At 30.6% G+C, this 15,496-nt stretch carries 15 protein-coding genes and 1 pseudogene; 8 read left to right on the top strand and 8 right to left on the bottom strand.

All coding sequences use genetic code 11. The features are described from left to right. From LQ598_RS11070 to LQ598_RS11085, 4 genes and pseudogenes are all read right to left on the bottom strand, one after another. Window positions 1-2,737: pseudogene (locus tag LQ598_RS11070) on the bottom strand (hypothetical protein); the annotation flags it as partial. A gap of 116 nt (window positions 2,738-2,853) precedes the next feature. After that, complete coding sequence (locus LQ598_RS11075) at window positions 2,854-3,279, bottom strand: GNAT family N-acetyltransferase (RefSeq protein WP_016911292.1); 426 nt, start codon at window positions 3,277-3,279, stop codon at window positions 2,854-2,856. Window positions 3,280-3,470: 191 nt separating this feature from the next. After that, the gene (locus tag LQ598_RS11080) at window positions 3,471-3,947 is read right to left on the bottom strand and encodes a DUF2538 family protein (RefSeq protein WP_239745527.1); all 477 of its coding nucleotides are present in this window, start codon (window positions 3,945-3,947) and stop codon (window positions 3,471-3,473) included. An 18-nt stretch (window positions 3,948-3,965) separates the two neighbouring features. Beyond that, window positions 3,966-5,192: an LCP family protein gene (locus LQ598_RS11085; protein WP_233709572.1), complete on the bottom strand. Its 1,227-nt coding sequence runs from the start codon at window positions 5,190-5,192 to the stop codon at window positions 3,966-3,968. A 245-nt stretch (window positions 5,193-5,437) separates the two neighbouring features. Here LQ598_RS11085 and LQ598_RS11090 point away from each other — a divergent pair, with 245 nt between their 5' ends. The 5 genes from LQ598_RS11090 (at window position 5,438) to LQ598_RS11110 (ending at window position 9,511) form a co-directional block, all read left to right on the top strand. Beyond that, the gene (locus LQ598_RS11090) at window positions 5,438-6,286 is read left to right on the top strand and encodes a WecB/TagA/CpsF family glycosyltransferase (protein WP_016911289.1); all 849 of its coding nucleotides are present in this window, start codon (window positions 5,438-5,440) and stop codon (window positions 6,284-6,286) included. Window positions 6,287-6,407: 121 nt separating this feature from the next. Further along, complete coding sequence (locus tag LQ598_RS11095) at window positions 6,408-7,781, top strand: AMP-binding protein (RefSeq protein WP_192978296.1); 1,374 nt, start codon at window positions 6,408-6,410, stop codon at window positions 7,779-7,781. Then, the gene (locus LQ598_RS11100; protein WP_192978295.1) at window positions 7,763-8,911 is read left to right on the top strand and encodes a thiolase family protein; all 1,149 of its coding nucleotides are present in this window, start codon (window positions 7,763-7,765) and stop codon (window positions 8,909-8,911) included. Before LQ598_RS11095 ends, LQ598_RS11100 begins: the two co-directional genes overlap by 19 nt. Beyond that, window positions 8,874-9,236, top strand: a complete 363-nt coding sequence (locus tag LQ598_RS11105) for a protein vraC (RefSeq protein ID WP_204197853.1) — start codon at window positions 8,874-8,876, stop codon at window positions 9,234-9,236. Before LQ598_RS11100 ends, LQ598_RS11105 begins: the two co-directional genes overlap by 38 nt. An 8-nt stretch (window positions 9,237-9,244) precedes the next feature. Then, the gene (locus LQ598_RS11110; protein ID WP_239745508.1) at window positions 9,245-9,511 is read left to right on the top strand and encodes a hypothetical protein; all 267 of its coding nucleotides are present in this window, start codon (window positions 9,245-9,247) and stop codon (window positions 9,509-9,511) included. 21 nt (window positions 9,512-9,532) lie between these two features. On the opposite strand, the gene tagH is transcribed toward LQ598_RS11110, so the two are convergent. Beyond that, window positions 9,533-10,327, bottom strand: coding sequence for a teichoic acids export ABC transporter ATP-binding subunit TagH (tagH, locus tag LQ598_RS11115; protein ID WP_016911284.1), 795 nt, complete (start codon window positions 10,325-10,327; stop codon window positions 9,533-9,535). Between the two features lie 207 nt (window positions 10,328-10,534). Between tagH and LQ598_RS11120 the strand changes: the two genes are divergently transcribed. From LQ598_RS11120 to LQ598_RS11130, 3 genes are all read left to right on the top strand, one after another. After that, window positions 10,535-11,338 carry an ABC transporter permease gene (locus LQ598_RS11120; protein WP_016911283.1) on the top strand — a complete coding sequence of 268 codons (804 nt, stop codon included), beginning with the start codon at window positions 10,535-10,537 and terminating at the stop codon, window positions 11,336-11,338. 84 nt (window positions 11,339-11,422) lie between these two features. After that, the gene (locus LQ598_RS11125) at window positions 11,423-12,478 is read left to right on the top strand and encodes a CDP-glycerol glycerophosphotransferase family protein (RefSeq protein ID WP_239745509.1); all 1,056 of its coding nucleotides are present in this window, start codon (window positions 11,423-11,425) and stop codon (window positions 12,476-12,478) included. 4 nt (window positions 12,479-12,482) lie between these two features. After that, the gene (locus LQ598_RS11130; RefSeq protein ID WP_239745510.1) at window positions 12,483-13,535 is read left to right on the top strand and encodes a glycosyltransferase family 2 protein; all 1,053 of its coding nucleotides are present in this window, start codon (window positions 12,483-12,485) and stop codon (window positions 13,533-13,535) included. Window positions 13,536-13,585: 50 nt separating this feature from the next. Here the strand turns inward: LQ598_RS11130 and LQ598_RS11135 are convergent, their stop codons facing one another. The 3 genes from LQ598_RS11135 to tagD form a co-directional block, all read right to left on the bottom strand. Continuing rightward, window positions 13,586-14,473, bottom strand: coding sequence for a serine hydrolase domain-containing protein (locus LQ598_RS11135; protein WP_239745511.1), 888 nt, complete (start codon window positions 14,471-14,473; stop codon window positions 13,586-13,588). 44 nt (window positions 14,474-14,517) lie between these two features. Next, window positions 14,518-14,739 carry a hypothetical protein gene (locus LQ598_RS11140; RefSeq protein ID WP_239745512.1) on the bottom strand — a complete coding sequence of 74 codons (222 nt, stop codon included), beginning with the start codon at window positions 14,737-14,739 and terminating at the stop codon, window positions 14,518-14,520. Window positions 14,740-14,828: 89 nt separating this feature from the next. Continuing rightward, window positions 14,829-15,221: a glycerol-3-phosphate cytidylyltransferase gene (tagD, locus tag LQ598_RS11145; RefSeq protein WP_016911279.1), complete on the bottom strand. Its 393-nt coding sequence runs from the start codon at window positions 15,219-15,221 to the stop codon at window positions 14,829-14,831. Window positions 15,222-15,496 lie beyond the last annotated feature (275 nt).

Genomic DNA, 15,496 nt, shown 5'->3' on the forward strand with positions numbered 1-15,496 from the left:
GCTTAGCTACTGGTTTAGGCTTCACTGTATTAGAAGCAGCAGGCTTCGCCACAGGTTTAGGTTTCACTGTATTAGAAGCGGCAGGCTTAGCTACTGGTTTAGGCTTCACTGTATTAGAAGCAGCAGGCTTCGCCACAGGTTTAGGTTTCACTGTATTAGAAGCGGCAGGCTTAGCACTAGTTTGCAATTGAACGTCGCTAGATTTAACCCAACCTAATGGCGTACCGTTACTATCTTGTAATAAATAGAACACTTGATTATTATAAGTTGATTGTTTTCCTATATTGAATGTTTTACCAGCTTTATTAGTCGCTGATTTAGTTGTTGTATCATACACAGAACTGTAAACACCTGAAATATTTGGATTAACTGTACCTTTATAGTTAACGGCTACAGTTTTAGCTGGACTACTAACAGGTTTAGTTGGTTTAGTCACAACAGGCTTAGTCGGTTTAGGTTGAGACACAACAGTTTTAGTTGGTTTAGGTTTACTTACTACTGGTTTAGTAGGTGTAGTTGGTTTAGGTTTACTTACTACTGGTTTAGTAGGTGTAGCTGGTTTAGGATTAGATACAACAGGTTTAGATGGTGCAGTTAAATGACCTGTTTTATATGAATATTTCTCACGAACTAAATCAATAAGTTCGTTAAAAGTATAGTTATTTTCAGCAAACCATCCATAAGGATCACTATGATCAGTACCGCCTAAATATCTTGAAACAGCATCATGAGACCATAAAGTACCAGTACCATCATTTTCAGCGCTATCTAATGGCAAGCCATAATAAGCCAAGTTAGTGGCAATATAATCAGCATAGTTATTAATAGAACGTGCGAAACGATCACCACCATAAACACGAACAAGTTCTACATGTATGAAACGTTGGTTAGCAACACCACCAGCACCCCATGCAAGATAGTCAGTAGGCGCAACCTCAATAATGTTTTTGTCATCTACAAAAGAATGAACAAAGGCACTTTGATAGTTGTTTTTCATATATGCAATTTCACCTTGAATAGTTGAGTTAGGATTTGCCGTTTCATGTGCAATGATACCTTCAGGCTTACCAACACCATGACGATAAGGAATTTTAGGAATATGACTAGAAAAGTCCTCTACATATCTAGGAACCGCATAATTGTTACTTCTAATTTGGCTGTTTGTTCTTGAACTTACAGTTGGATTGTACGTTCTCGTAGTCGCAGCAGCTCTTCTAAAAGTAGGCGCACCACTAACAGATCTAAACGCAAAAGTACTAACTTGAGGTTTTTCATTAGTTGTTTCTAATTCAACATCTTTATTGCCGTCTTGTTCAGTTACATTATTAGTAGTTGTATCTTCATTAGTAGTTGTATCTTCTGAATCAGCAACGTTAGAAGTATCTTCAGTAGAATTATTTTCCACGTTTTTATTGTCATCTTGATCAGCTACGTTATTAGTAGTTGTATCTTCAGAATTAGCAACATTAGAAGTGTCTTCAGTAGTGTTATTTTTAACATCTTTATTGCTTTCTTGATCAGCTACGTTATTAGTAGTTGTATCTTCAGAATCCACAGTGTTAGAAGTGTCTTCAGTAGTATTATTTTTAACATCTTTATTGCCGTCTTGTTCAGCTACGTTGTTAGTAGGTGTATCTTCAGAATCCACAGCGTTAGAAGTATCTTCAGTAGAGTTATGTTCAATATCTTTATTGCTTTCTTGATCAGCTACTTTATTAGAAGTTGTATCTTCAGAATCAATAACATTAGAAGTGTCTTCAGTAGTGCTATTCTCAACATCTTTATTGTCGTCTTGTTCAGTTACGTTATTAGAAGTTGTATCTTCAGAATCAACAACATTAGAAGTGTCTTCAGTAGTACTGTTCTCAACATCTTTATTGTTGTCTTGTTCAGCTACGTTATTAGAAGCTGGTTCTTCCGAATTAGCAACGTTAGAAGTGTCTTCAGTAGTACTGTTCTCAACATCTTTATTGTTGTCTTGTTCAGCTACGTTATTAGAATCTGGTTCTTCCGAATTAGCAACGTTAGAAGTATCTTCAGTAGTACTGTTCTCAACATCTTTATTGCTTTCTTGATCAGCTACGTTATTAGAAGTTGTATCTACAGAATCCACAGTGTTAGAAGTGTCTTTAGTAGTGTTATTTTCAACATCTTTATTGTTGTCTTGTTCAGCTACGTTGTTAGAAGTTGTATCTACAGAATCCACAGCGTTAGAAGTGTCTACAGTAGTGCTATTTTCAACATCTTTATTGCTGTCTTGATCAGCTACGTTATTAGAAGTTGTATCTACAGAATCCACAGTGTTAGAAGTGTCTTCAGTAGTATTATTCTCAACATCTTTATTACTGTCTTGTTCAGCTACATTTTTAGAAGCTGGTTCTTCTGAATTAGCAACATTAGAAGTGTCTTGAGTAGCGTTGAGTTCAGTATCTTGTGCATTTTCAGTGCTGGCTAAATCTAATGTTGAGTCATTAGATTTAGTTGTATCTTCATTTTTACTTGGCTCATCTATAATAGATGGGTCTTTATACGCTTTGCTACCTGAAACGCTTAAAGATTGGTTTTTTAATTCCTTTTGCTCACCTTGAATTTGACTAGCATTGTTATGTTGCTCAATGATGTTTTTGTTATCATTGTTAGTTGTTTGTTCTGCATTCACTTGATGAGAAACAAGTGTCGTACCTGCTAGAGTCATTGCAACAAGTGCGGGGGTTTTGTAATAGAATTTTTTATCCATAAACAATCTCCTTTGAATAGGTATTTTATTTAATAACAGTATAAGGCTTTTTATCTATGAAGAACGAAAATTGTCTGATTTGTAATGTAAGTTTAATATTTGAGATATATAATATTTTAGTCAAAAGATAATGTCATATGATAGTGGGGGATGTTTTCTTCTAAGAATTCTGCACCTTCAGCTACATATCCTAATTTTTCATAAAATCCTTTTGCATGAGATTGTCCATTTAAAACAGTACCTAAATATCCATCTTCTTTAGCTTTAAGATTTATAAAATTCATCACTTTTTTGCCATACCCATATTTTCTATAGGGCTTTAACACTGCTACGCGTTCAACTTTTGCGTAGCCATTATTATATGTTCTATATCGTCCAACTGCAGCTGGTTCTGAATCATGATATAGAATGATATGTTTAGAAATATCTTCATATTCATCTATTTCAGCATCTAATGGCACACCTTGTTCTTCTACGAAAACAGTTTTTCTAATACTAAATGCATCTTGTTTTTCTATATCATTTTCAACTATTTTTATCATTGTGATACCTCCATAAAATTGATTCATTTTATTATACATTAATATGATTATTAATGGCGTAAGTAAGAATTAAACCGCTTCACATAAGTAATGAAAAGTATAAGCACAAGTGGTTTATATACGTCTCATTATAAAAAAACTGTCACAAAGGTAATTTCATAACTTTGTGACAGTCTATAGTCGTGCGTATTTTAATTTTGAATGGCTTCTCTTCTAACAATTGCTGTATATTGCCAAAATAATCTAAGTTGGTGAAGATTCCAATTTGTGATTCCCATTGTATAACCGCTTGGTGTAAATATTTGAATTTGACTTGTTTCTAATGCAGCGGCAACGAGATATTGTAAGTGGACACTTAATGATTTCATTTCTTCTGTTAGTCCTGTTTCTGTGTATACCCACGAGAATGGTAGGGGATTATCGAAAATATTAATAGCATTGAATATTTCTGGTATTGCTATGATATAACATGCACCATCTACTATTGGATCATGGTTTGCTTGATTATAGTAAAGAAACAACGCTTCGTAATTTTCATGATGTTCATGATTTACATAATATAAATTTTTTCTAAAGTTAGATAAATCTCCAGAATGGATGATTTGATTTTCTAAAGCATCAAACATCGTATTGATTTGTTCATACTTTTCATAAGTTTTACGTTCAATCATATTATCCCTCCTTCACTAGTATACTTCTGGACTTGGTTGCTGTGTATTAGGATCTACGCCTTGGTTATATTGTTCAGGAGCTTGTTGTGGTGCTTCTTGTGGTATTTCCTGAGATGGCACTTCCTCTGAAGGAGCTTGTTCTACAGGAGCCTGTTCACTAGGTTGTTCTACAGGTTGTTCTACCGATTCTTCTGTATCAGGTTCTATTGCTGGCTCAACTGTTTCAGCGGAATCGTCAGGATTAGCTGGATTACCACTTTTCAGACTTTTTTTCGAAACTTCAACATAAGGCATTAAATCTCCATACGCTTGAGTCATAAGGTAATTCATCATTTCTGTTTTCTTAGTTTGTGGTAATTTTAAATCTTTTCTAAGTTTGTTAGACAACTCTAATAAGTTATCTAAATCTGGATTGAAGAAATAAACACCATTATAATTAGCATCTGTACCAGATAATTGCTCTGTTTTAATTTTGACTTTACTAGAAGAGTACGTAGTCGCTAAATTTTGAATATCTTCAAATGAGAAATTATGTTTAGCATTTTTACCTACAATTTTAACTAAATCATCTAGCTTATTAATTGAATTCGTTTTTTGTGCTTTTTTGATAATCGCTTTTATCATTTCCATTTGTCTCTTACCACGCTCTAAATCTGAATCTTGTTTTCTTGAACGTACAACGGCAAGTGCTTCATCACCAGTTAAATTCTGTTTACCTTTTTTAACTTTAATTCTGCCCTTATCTTCTGTGTTAGGTTCATTTAAGTTGAATGGAACATCATATTCAATGCCACCCAGTTCATCAACTACTTCAACAAAAGCTTCCATATTGATACGTGCATAGTAGTCAACTGGAACATTTAATGTAGATTCAACACTTTCCATTGAACCTTCTGGACCATCTATTGCATGAGCATGTGTAATCTTGTCATAGTATTTAACGGCAGGTATATAGCTTAATGTATCTCTTGGAATACTTACCATACGGATTTGCTTTTTATCTCTATTAAATGTTGTGTAAATCATTGCATCTGTACGAGATTGGTCAGCTTTTTGGCCGCCTTCACGTCTCGACTTGCTATCATCTACACCTAAGAATAGGACTGATATATGATCCAAACTCGGATCTACAGGTCTATCCCTTAAAGATGATTTGCTTTTTTTAGAATCAAGAAAAGAATCATTTATAGCACCTTTAGTTTCAAGATAAAGCATAAGACCAAATACTACGGGTAGAATCATGAGAATTATTGACATCAAAAGTAAACCGATCTTTGAGAATCTTTTCATATTTTATATTTACCCTTCTATTCGTATTGTGATTTTAAATATCTATTTTTGCATATTATACATCATATATGATTATACAAGTAAAATTCAACAATTTAAATGAATTACGTTTATGGATTAATAAATGTATAATGTAAATTTCTTGTAAAATTTATGGAAATGGTGTAAATTATAGTGAAGAATGTGAGGTGAAACAAATGGCAAAAGTACTAGAAAAAGATTTGAATAGCATAAGTGAACAAATTGAATTGAATAGAGAGAATTCGTTTGATGTCATTAAGCCACAGACAATTAATGTACTAGGTTTGCCATTTGCAAACTTAACAGCATATGAGATGGTTGAGCGAATTAAATATTTTGTCAATCAAGAAACGAATGATAATTTATTTATCGTAACCGCAAATCCTGAAATAGCACATTATGCTTATAACAATAATCATTACCAAAGACGTATTAAGCATGCAGATTATATTGTACCAGATGGTATTGGTATCGTTAAAGCAGCTAAATATTTGAATACACCTTTGAAAGAACGTATTCCTGGTATAGAGTTGATGGAAGAAATGTTGAACATTGCGAATGCTAGTAGTAAAAGAGTCTTCTTGTTAGGTTCATCTAAAGAAGGCGTGAAAGCTACTAGAAAAATTTTAGAAGCGCAATATCCTAATATCACATTCGACCATAAACATGGTTATAAGCATGTTCTGGATTATAAAGTCACTAAGAAGATTAAAAAATTCGATCCTGACTTTATTTTTGCAGCAATGGGATTTCCTAAACAAGAAGACTGGATTTACTATAACCGACATCACTTTAAACATACCGTGATGATGGGTGTAGGTGGATCATTTGATGTAATAAGCGGAAATGTTAAACGTGCACCTAAAATGTTTATTAAACTTAACTTAGAATGGTTATATAGAATTATAACAGATTTAAAACGTGTTAATCGTGCATTTAAGATTCCAATGTTTTTAAAAGAAGTACAGTTTCAAAAATCAAGCAGACCTAAAAAGAATAAATATGATTATATGAAAAATAGATAATTTTTAATAGAGCATCTTGTTATTGTGGGCTATGGCTTACATCAACAAGATGCTTTTTTATTAATTTTATTGTTAACTAAATGATATTATAGAGTTAACAATAAAAGTAGGTGAACAATTTATGGAAATATTAGATTTAATTAAAGAACAAGTAAGTTTAAAACAAACAGAGAACGCAATTTTTATAGAAGACGAGCCAATCTCATATAAAGAATTGTGGGAGGAATCTGAAATTTTAGCGAATAAGTTAAGTTATTATCCTGAGAAAGTGATGATAGGTATTGCGATTCATCATCCACTACAATTTATAAAATGGTATATTGCGGCATTAATGAATAAGCAAATTCCATGTGTAGTCGATGCTAATCTAACAAATGAAAAATTAAATGAATTGGCACATATTTATAGTATACAAGTATTTGTAAATGATGCTAATGACATCACATATATGAAACATTCTAAACTTAATAATGTTCCTGATGATATTTTACATATTGGTTTTACTTCAGGTACTACAGGTACTCCAAAAGCTTATATGCGTAATCATGATTCTTGGATTAAGTCTTTTGAGTATAATGAACAGTTAATGAACGCTTATAGCCAAATTATAGTAGCGCCTGGTCCTCATGCGCATTCTTTATCTTTGTATGCTCTCATTTTTGCTTTAAGTAGCGGGCGAGGATTTATAGGTCAACGTAATTTTAATGCGCAATCACTTGAAAAAGTGATGAACAATATCAACCAGCCTAAAGCACTGTTTATTGTGCCGACGATATTATATAGTTTGATAAATTATAAAGTGAATTTAAACAATGTTAATAGCATATTCTCATCAGGTGCCAAATTATCTCCTAATATATTTCAAACATTTAAAAATCAATATCCATATGTAGATATTATTGAATTTTTTGGTAGTTCAGAAGCGAGCTTTATTAGCTATAATATTAATGGAGATGCACCATGTGGTTCAGTTGGTAAACTATTTCCAAGTGTTAAAGTTAAAATAGAAGACCAAGATAAAGATAATGTTGGAAGATTGTATGTTAAAAGTGACATGACCTTCAGTGGTTATTTAAATGAGGAAATGAGAGAAGATTGGATTAAAATAGGTGATTGGGCTTCCATCACAGAACAAAATGAATTGTATTTATATGGTAGAGAAAGTGACCGATTAATTATAGGCGGCAAAAACATTTATCCTGAAATCATTGAACAAAATCTGTTGAAATGTGATGAAATTGAAGAGTTGATCATCATAAGTGAAAAACATGAAAAATTTGGTGAAATAGCTGTCTTAATTTACAAAGGACAAGTAGAACTAACGTATTTAAAAGTCAAAAATTTCTTGTTGAATTGTGGTTTAAGTCGTTATGAAATACCATCTAAATTAATAAAAGTTAACAAAATGTTATATACATCTAGTGGAAAGATAGCTAGGCATAAGATGAAATCTACATACGATTTAGGAGGAGAACGATGGAACCAGTTATTGTAGCTGCAAAAAGAACACCATTTGGTAAATATGGTGGGATATTTAAACATTTAGAACCTGAAATGTTATTAAATCCTTTATATGAATATTTATTGAATGAACATAGTGATGCTTTAGAAAATTTATCAGAAGTCGTGTTAGGGAATGTCGTAGGAAATGGTGGAAATATAGCAAGAAAGTCATTGTTAGAATCTAAATTATCCAAACATATACCTGGTGTAACAATTGATAGACAGTGCGGTTCTGGACTTGAAGCTGTTACGTATGCTTGCAGAATGATACAAGCAAACGCTGGAGAGATCTATATTGCAGGTGGTGTAGAAAGTACGAGCAGATCACCATGGAAAATAAAAAGACCACAGTCAGTTTATGAATCCGATGTTCCAAACCTTTTTGAAAGGGCTTCTTTTGCACCTGATGGAGAAGATCCATCAATGATTGAAGCGGCTGAAAATGTTGCTCAAGTTTATCAAGTTTCAAGAGAAGCTCAAGATGAGTTTGCATATTCTAGTCATCAAAAAACGATAGCTGCTATAGAACAAGGGCATATATCTCATGAAATATTACCAGTTAAAGTGAGGAATGAGTGGATTGATCGTGATGAAAGCATTAAACCAAGGTTGAATTTAAAGACATTGTCTCGCTTAAAGCCATTAATTAAAGATGGCACTGTGACTGTCGGTAATAGTTGTATGAAAAATGATGGTGCAGTTTTACTTTTGATTATGAGTAAAGAAAAAGCCGTTTCATTAGGATATGATGAAGGTTTAGAATTTGTAGATAGTGTTGTGAAAGGTGTAGATCCAAATATATTAGGTATCGGTCCTGTGCCCGCAATTGAGCAATTGTTAAAAAAGCGTGATTTAAGTATTAACCAAATTGATGGTATTGAATTTAACGAAGCGTTCAGCTCACAAGTATTAGCATCTAAAGAGATGTTAAACATCCCTGATGATAAGTTTAATATTTATGGAGGTGCATTAGCTATAGGTCATCCATACAGTGCAAGTGGCGCTCAGCTTATAACGCGATTATTTCATATGAAGCATATCGACACATCGATCGCTACAATGGGAATAGGAGGAGGAATGGGGCATGCAGCACTATTCAAAAGATGGAATGGAAGTCATTAATATACTTTTTAATAAAGAAGAAGTAGATGCATATAAAACGATCGTGCAAACGAATGATCAATCTGAATTTATTCCTGTTCTATTTTTAGCAAGTGTATGGTCGAAATTTCAAATATTCGAGCATTTTCTCAAAAAAGAAATATATTTAAGAGAAACTTCTGTCGATAAGTTAAAAGATTTAAGTGTAGATACAACGTACGAAGCGGTTTTAAGAAAAGAAAAACAATATAAAATAAAATCATACAACATTTATCAATTTAGTCTAACAATAAAAAAAGATTCGATAACATATGTAACAATTAAACAAATGTTTATAGAAAAGTGAGGTAAGGTATGAAATTCGATAAAGAAGTCGTTGAAACATATTTAAAAATAATTAATGACAATAATCCTATTCATAGTGAAATTGTACCAGGCCAGCTCGTATGTGAATGGTTATTAAATGAAGTTAGCTGGCGAAAATATACAGTGCAATATAAGAAACCCATATATATAAACGAATTTTTGAAAAAAGAAATTACGAAAGACAAGATATACTGTACCAATGAACATGGAATCGTGAAAATAGTAGTAAAAAAAGAAAAGGTTGAAACAAATTAATTGTCTCAACCTGAAATGCTATTATTTAATATAAAAACGTGTAGCATCTAATTCATCTTTAAACGCTTTTTTATCATTAGCAGACTTTTTATTAAATTCTTTTAAGAATGATTGGTATTTCGGTAATACTTCATCAGTAGAACCAAAATCTTTTAGCTTTCCGCCTTCAATCCAAGCTATTTTAGTACAAAAATCTTTAACTTGACCGATGTTATGGCTGACAAAGAATATTGTTTTTCCTGCCTCTTTAAATTGATTCATTTTATCTAAACTTTTTTTAGTGAAAGTTTGATCGCCTACAGATAAGGCTTCATCAATAACTAGGATATCCGGATTTACAGTAACATTAATTGCAAAGCCTAATTTCGATTTCATACCACTAGAATATTTTTTAACTGGTTGATATATGAATTCTCCTAACTCTGAGAATTCTATAATTTCAGGTGTTAGTTCTTTAATTTGTTTTTTATTAAATCCTAAAAGAAGCATCTTATATTCAATATTATCTATACCGTTTAATTGTGTATTTAATCCAGTATTAATTGCTATAACATTCACGTCACCATGACGTTCTATTTCGCCGCTCGTAGGTTGTAAAGAACCACCTATAATATTGCTTAATGTAGATTTACCAGACCCGTTTATACCAACTAGGCCAATAATGTCTCCTTCATAAGCAGAGAAAGTAATATCTTGTAAGGCAGAAAATCGTTTAGACTTATGCTTCGGTATAAATACATCCTTTAATCTTTCTTTATTGCTACGGAAAATTTTATATTCTTTTGTTAGATTATTAATGATAACTGATTCATTCATATGTACTTCATTCCTTATAATTATTAACAACTCTATTATGCATTATTTTTTGAGTTTAGTAAATTTATTGTAAATTTTGTGAGAATCATGTAAATTAAATATGTTCTGTATTTATGAGAATAACCTAAAGATAAATATATCATCTAATGGCAATTGATGCTATATTATTGATTAAGTAATAAATGTCTAAGCGAGAGAGTGATATTCATGCATGCTGTATTTACAGTGATAAAAGAACACGTTAAAAACTTTTATTTAATACAACGATTAGCACAATTTCAATTGAAAATTTCCAATCATGACAACTATCTAGGACTAGTGTGGGAATTAATTAATCCTATCCTACAAATATTTGTTTATTGGTTTGCATTTGGATTTGGTATTCGACAGAATGGTCCAGTTGATGGTGTACCATTTATCTTATATTTATTAGTCGGTATTAGTATGTGGTTCTTCGTGAACCAAGGTATACTTGAAGGAACAAAATCAATAGGCTCAAGGTTCAATCAAGTAGCAAAAATGAACTTTCCGTTATCAGCAATTCCGGCATATATTTTAACAAGTAAATTTTATGGTCATATAATCTTAGTTGCTGTAATAGTCTTACTTTGTATTCCAGCGGGAATAGTTCCTTCTATATACATTTTACAACTATTTATATATTTACCTTTAGTTTATTTATTTGCATTTTCAGTATCATTGCTGACTTCAACATTAGGTGTGCTTATACGTGATACTCAAATGGCGATGCAAGCTATATTAAGAATGTTATTCTATATGTCACCGATATTATGGATACCAGATAAAGGGTCTGTTATCGAAATGATTATGAAATTTAACCCAGTGTTTTTCTTTGCAGAAGGCTATAGAGCTGCAATTCTTTATGATAATTGGTACTTAATAGAACATTGGCAACTAGCACTTTATAACATATGTGTAACGCTATTATTCTTTGTTGTAGGTGCAATTTTACATGTTAAATTCAGACAAAGGTTTGCTGATTTTATTTAAAATATTAATAATTAAAATAAGGATTGCTCATAAGAGTAATCCTTATTTTATAAAGTTACTTAATAAATGTTAGGAAGTGTCAACGTGATTAGAAGTGTGATTAAACAAATTTATCTTTCAGCATTACTTATATTTAATCGATTTTTTAAACATAATATAAAAAGTAGAAATGCTGTCGTGTTTATGACATTTAAAGAAGACGTGCTGCCAATAATTGAAGCATTAAAAAATGAAAATTATCATATTACTATAATTGCCCATCCACAATGGATAGAATTTGCAAATAACTTAGAAGTTGATAAAGTGATAAACTTAAGAAACAAATATGTATTGCAACAATTAAAGGCTATTAAAAATAGTAAGACGATTATTATCGATACATATTATTTATTACTAGGCAGAATAAGTAAATCAGCTGAACAAAATGTTTTTCAAACTTGGCATGCTGCTGGAGCATTGAAAAAATTTGGGCTTGAAGATAATAGTATTAATAAAAAAAATAAGCAGTTAATTAAAAATTATTTAGCGGTTTATCATTTTACTGATTATTATCTTGTAAGTTCAGACATTATGAAAGAAGTGTTTATAAAAAGTTTAGATGCTAAAGCAGAACAGATGTTACCATTTGGATTACCAAGATTAGATCACTATAAAAACAAACATATAAGTCATGAGCATTCTAAAAAAATGGCTTTATATGTGCCAACATATAGAGACTATACGACTGACATCCATACAATAGATAAAAATGAATTTGAACAGATGTGTCCTAACTATGAACTTATAACTAAATTACATCCGAGCATTAAAAACTATGATTCAGACGAAAGAGATATACAAGAATTGGTTGAAATGGCAGATGTTATTATTACAGATTATAGTTCACTAAGTATTGAAGCTTCTATATTAAATAAACCGATTGTATTTTATTGTTATGATGAAGAAAAGTATGATGAAATGAGAGGTTTAAATAAACATTATTATGAAATGACAAAAGAGAATAAAGCATATGATCTAGACACACTTTATAAACTGGTCAATCAAAGTAAGCTTAATAATGAAATTAAACCGATGTGGCATCAATATACGAACTTTGATGCTACAAAAAAACTAATTGATTTTATAAACAAAGGAGCTTAACCCTATGGAAGTAAGTGTCATTATACCCATTTATAACGCCGAAAAAACAATAGAAGAAACAATTCATTCTATAAAAAGTAACTATGAACATGAAATCATTTGTATTAATGATGGCTCTAAAGACAAAAGTGCAGATGTTATTAGTAAAATAGATAATCCTAATATCGTTTTAGTAAACAGAGAGAATAAAGGCGCAGCAGCAACGAGAAATGAAGGAATTAGCATTGCTAAAGGCAAGTACATTATGTTTTGTGATGCTGATGATAAATTAGGCGATGGAATAATTGATAAAATGGTAGATGCGATAAAAGAAAACAACACAGATATCGTTGTAGGGAAAGTATTACATTTAATTGGTGAAGAAGTTCGACCAATTAAAACTTATAACGAACTATCAGCTATCGAACATACTTCATTAAATAGGACACCTGAGATTACTCAGTCAATAGGACCATATGGTAAATTATATAAAAATGAAATTATAAGAGATATTAGATTTGATGAAGATATAACTTTTTGTGAAGAACATACATTTAATTTAAAAGCGTGGTCAAACAGTAAAATTACAATAATAGACGACCAAGCATATTTATATAATATTGGTATTGAAGATTCGATTGTTGCAACAAGCTATAAACATATTGAAAAGTATTTAAATGATGCAACAGAAGTAAGAAAGAGAACTTTGGATATTTTGAGTGGTTTAAAAGAAAAGGTGAGTAATTATTATAGCTATAGAATGGACTATTTAATAATTTACTTTTTAATCCGCAATAATTTCATGAAAGTAGACGATCTAAATCACTTATTAAATCCAGCCGTCAATTATTTGAATGTTGTTGAGACGATTGAAACGGATAGTGTTCATGACTTAAAAGAATTGGTTTTAACAATTTCTACTGGTGCTCATTACAATAAGTATGTAGAAGTATCGAAAGGATTGAAAGTAAACTTTGACAAGAAAACTTATAGAAATTACCAAATGAAACTTTTAAAACTTAAAACGAAAATGAATTTAAGAAATATAAGAAATAAAAGTAAAAAAATAGCTCATTAAATATATGTAAAAAGTATTTAAAAAAGTAGAGACAATCATCACGATTGTCTCTACTTTTTCTTTATTAATTTTTGCTTAAGAATGTCATTACAAATATGCTTTAATGCTTTTTCAGTTTCTTGATGATAAGGTTCGTTTAGCTTATTGCTTGCTATAGATACAATGTATCGATCATTTGAATAAGAAATAATATCATTTTGATAAAATATACCTCTATATCTCTGATAATTTAAATAACTATAAAAGCCATATCTATAGCTACCTGGATAGATATTCTTATTACCAGTTGATAGCAAGTTTGCAGTGGATGAACTAGAAAGCATTTGTCCCGATTTAAATTTATTGATGAGTTTAGCCATATCATCTGTAGAGGTATATATATTGCCGGCTCCATCATATTTATCTAAATTCTTTGGTTGAGTATATATGTAGAGATTATTGATAGATTTATATCCATTAACCATATATTTACTATGTTTAGCTGATGTATATCTAGCTGTATATTTTAAATGGGCTTTCTTAATAATCAGTTCATTAAGGTTTTCTTCAAAAGATTTTTTAGTAGCTTTTTCTATTACCTTAGCTATTGTTATGTAATTGGCATCACTGTAGTGATATTGATGATAATGACTAGGTACAACGCCTCTTAATTTAATACTTTCAATAGCGCCATCTAAACCATTGTAGTATGGAATTAAATTAACTTTAGCTAATCCACTACGGTGTAACATTAAATCTTTAATAGTTATTGGGTATTTATTTTGAAAGTTAGGTATATATTTATTTACATTATCATTTAAATTGATTATTCCTTTTTCTTCTAATTGTCTTAACATTAAACCAGTGATGAATTTATTAGCAGAACCTATTAAATACATGGACTTAGAGTCATTTTTTATGCCATTATCAAAATCTCTATACCCGTAGCCATTGCTCATAACTAACTTATTATCTTTATATACTGAGATATTTCCATTGAAATTTATTTTTTTAAATATCGATCAATATCTTTATATTTAGAAAAAGATTTTGTATGTTGTTTATCAATAGCTTGCTTATTTATAGGCTTTTGGCCTTTATAAGACTGGTTGTTTTCTTTTGTTGTAGTACCTTTCTTATCATGTAAATTTTTAAGTTGCGTTATACCAAATATAATGACAAATCCTACTATAATACATATCAAATATTTATATGATTTTTTCATCTGTCTCTCCTGATGTTTTTTTACTCTATATTACCATAATTGCTAAAAATTGACATTTATTGTTATAAAAAAGAACACAGCCAAGTGTTCTATTCGTTACCATATAACTCTTTTTTAATTTGAGTTGTTGAGATGCCTTCAGTTCTTTTAAGGTAAATAACTTCACAATGATCTTTTAAGAAGTCAAATTCACCTTCCCAATCATGTCCCATTAAGAATGTATCAACTTTGTAATTTAAAACGTCATCTGTTTTTTGTTCCCAGTTGTTTTCAGGTACTACAAGGTCTACATATCTAATTGATTCTAACATCATTTTTCTTTGTTCATAATTATAATATGATTTTTTATTTTTCAGCTTATTAAATTCATCCGTCGAAAGTGCTACGATTAAATAGTCACCATGTTGTTTTGCTCTTCTTAAAAGCTCAATATGACCATAATGTAATAAATCATAAGTTCCATAAGTAATTACTCTGCGCATTTTTTCACCCCATTATTTTATATACTTAAGCTTAATATATATATGGATTATTGTAAACTATTTGTATGTATTGTAAACTATTTGTTAAGTAAGTATGAAGTATTTGTTATCATTAATTTGAAGGGAAATAAAATGACGAATTTAGAGAAAGTATAATTATTTTCAATTTATTGTTATTAGGCGTTATAATAATTTGGAAACGAATTTAGCTGGAATGTATCATAGTAGCATTTCATTTCTATTTTCAGATTAAATATAATACAGAGATTTCATAT

This window comes from Mammaliicoccus sp. F-M27 (assembly GCF_022387115.1).
GTDB lineage: Bacteria > Bacillota > Bacilli > Staphylococcales > Staphylococcaceae > Mammaliicoccus > Mammaliicoccus vitulinus.

Bases quoted from the DNA above. Each gene is read 5' to 3' on its own strand.
- LQ598_RS11120 (WP_016911283.1), top strand. From the start codon at position 10,535: ATGCATGCTGTATTTACAGTGATAAAAGAACACGTTAAAAACTTTTAT.
- LQ598_RS11095 (WP_192978296.1), top strand. From the start codon at position 6,408: ATGGAAATATTAGATTTAATTAAAGAACAAGTAAGTTTAAAACAAACA.
- LQ598_RS11130 (WP_239745510.1), top strand. From the start codon at position 12,483: ATGGAAGTAAGTGTCATTATACCCATTTATAACGCCGAAAAAACAATA.
- LQ598_RS11135 (WP_239745511.1), bottom strand. From the start codon at position 14,473: ATGAGCAATGGCTACGGGTATAGAGATTTTGATAATGGCATAAAAAAT.
- LQ598_RS11090 (WP_016911289.1), top strand. From the start codon at position 5,438: ATGGCAAAAGTACTAGAAAAAGATTTGAATAGCATAAGTGAACAAATT.
- tagH (WP_016911284.1), bottom strand. From the start codon at position 10,327: ATGAATGAATCAGTTATCATTAATAATCTAACAAAAGAATATAAAATT.
- LQ598_RS11075 (WP_016911292.1), bottom strand. From the start codon at position 3,279: ATGATAAAAATAGTTGAAAATGATATAGAAAAACAAGATGCATTTAGT.
- LQ598_RS11100 (WP_192978295.1), top strand. From the start codon at position 7,763: ATGGAACCAGTTATTGTAGCTGCAAAAAGAACACCATTTGGTAAATAT.
- tagD (WP_016911279.1), bottom strand. From the start codon at position 15,221: ATGCGCAGAGTAATTACTTATGGAACTTATGATTTATTACATTATGGT.
- LQ598_RS11110 (WP_239745508.1), top strand. From the start codon at position 9,245: ATGAAATTCGATAAAGAAGTCGTTGAAACATATTTAAAAATAATTAAT.
- LQ598_RS11085 (WP_233709572.1), bottom strand. From the start codon at position 5,192: ATGATTCTACCCGTAGTATTTGGTCTTATGCTTTATCTTGAAACTAAA.
- LQ598_RS11105 (WP_204197853.1), top strand. From the start codon at position 8,874: ATGCAGCACTATTCAAAAGATGGAATGGAAGTCATTAATATACTTTTT.
- LQ598_RS11140 (WP_239745512.1), bottom strand. From the start codon at position 14,739: ATGAAAAAATCATATAAATATTTGATATGTATTATAGTAGGATTTGTC.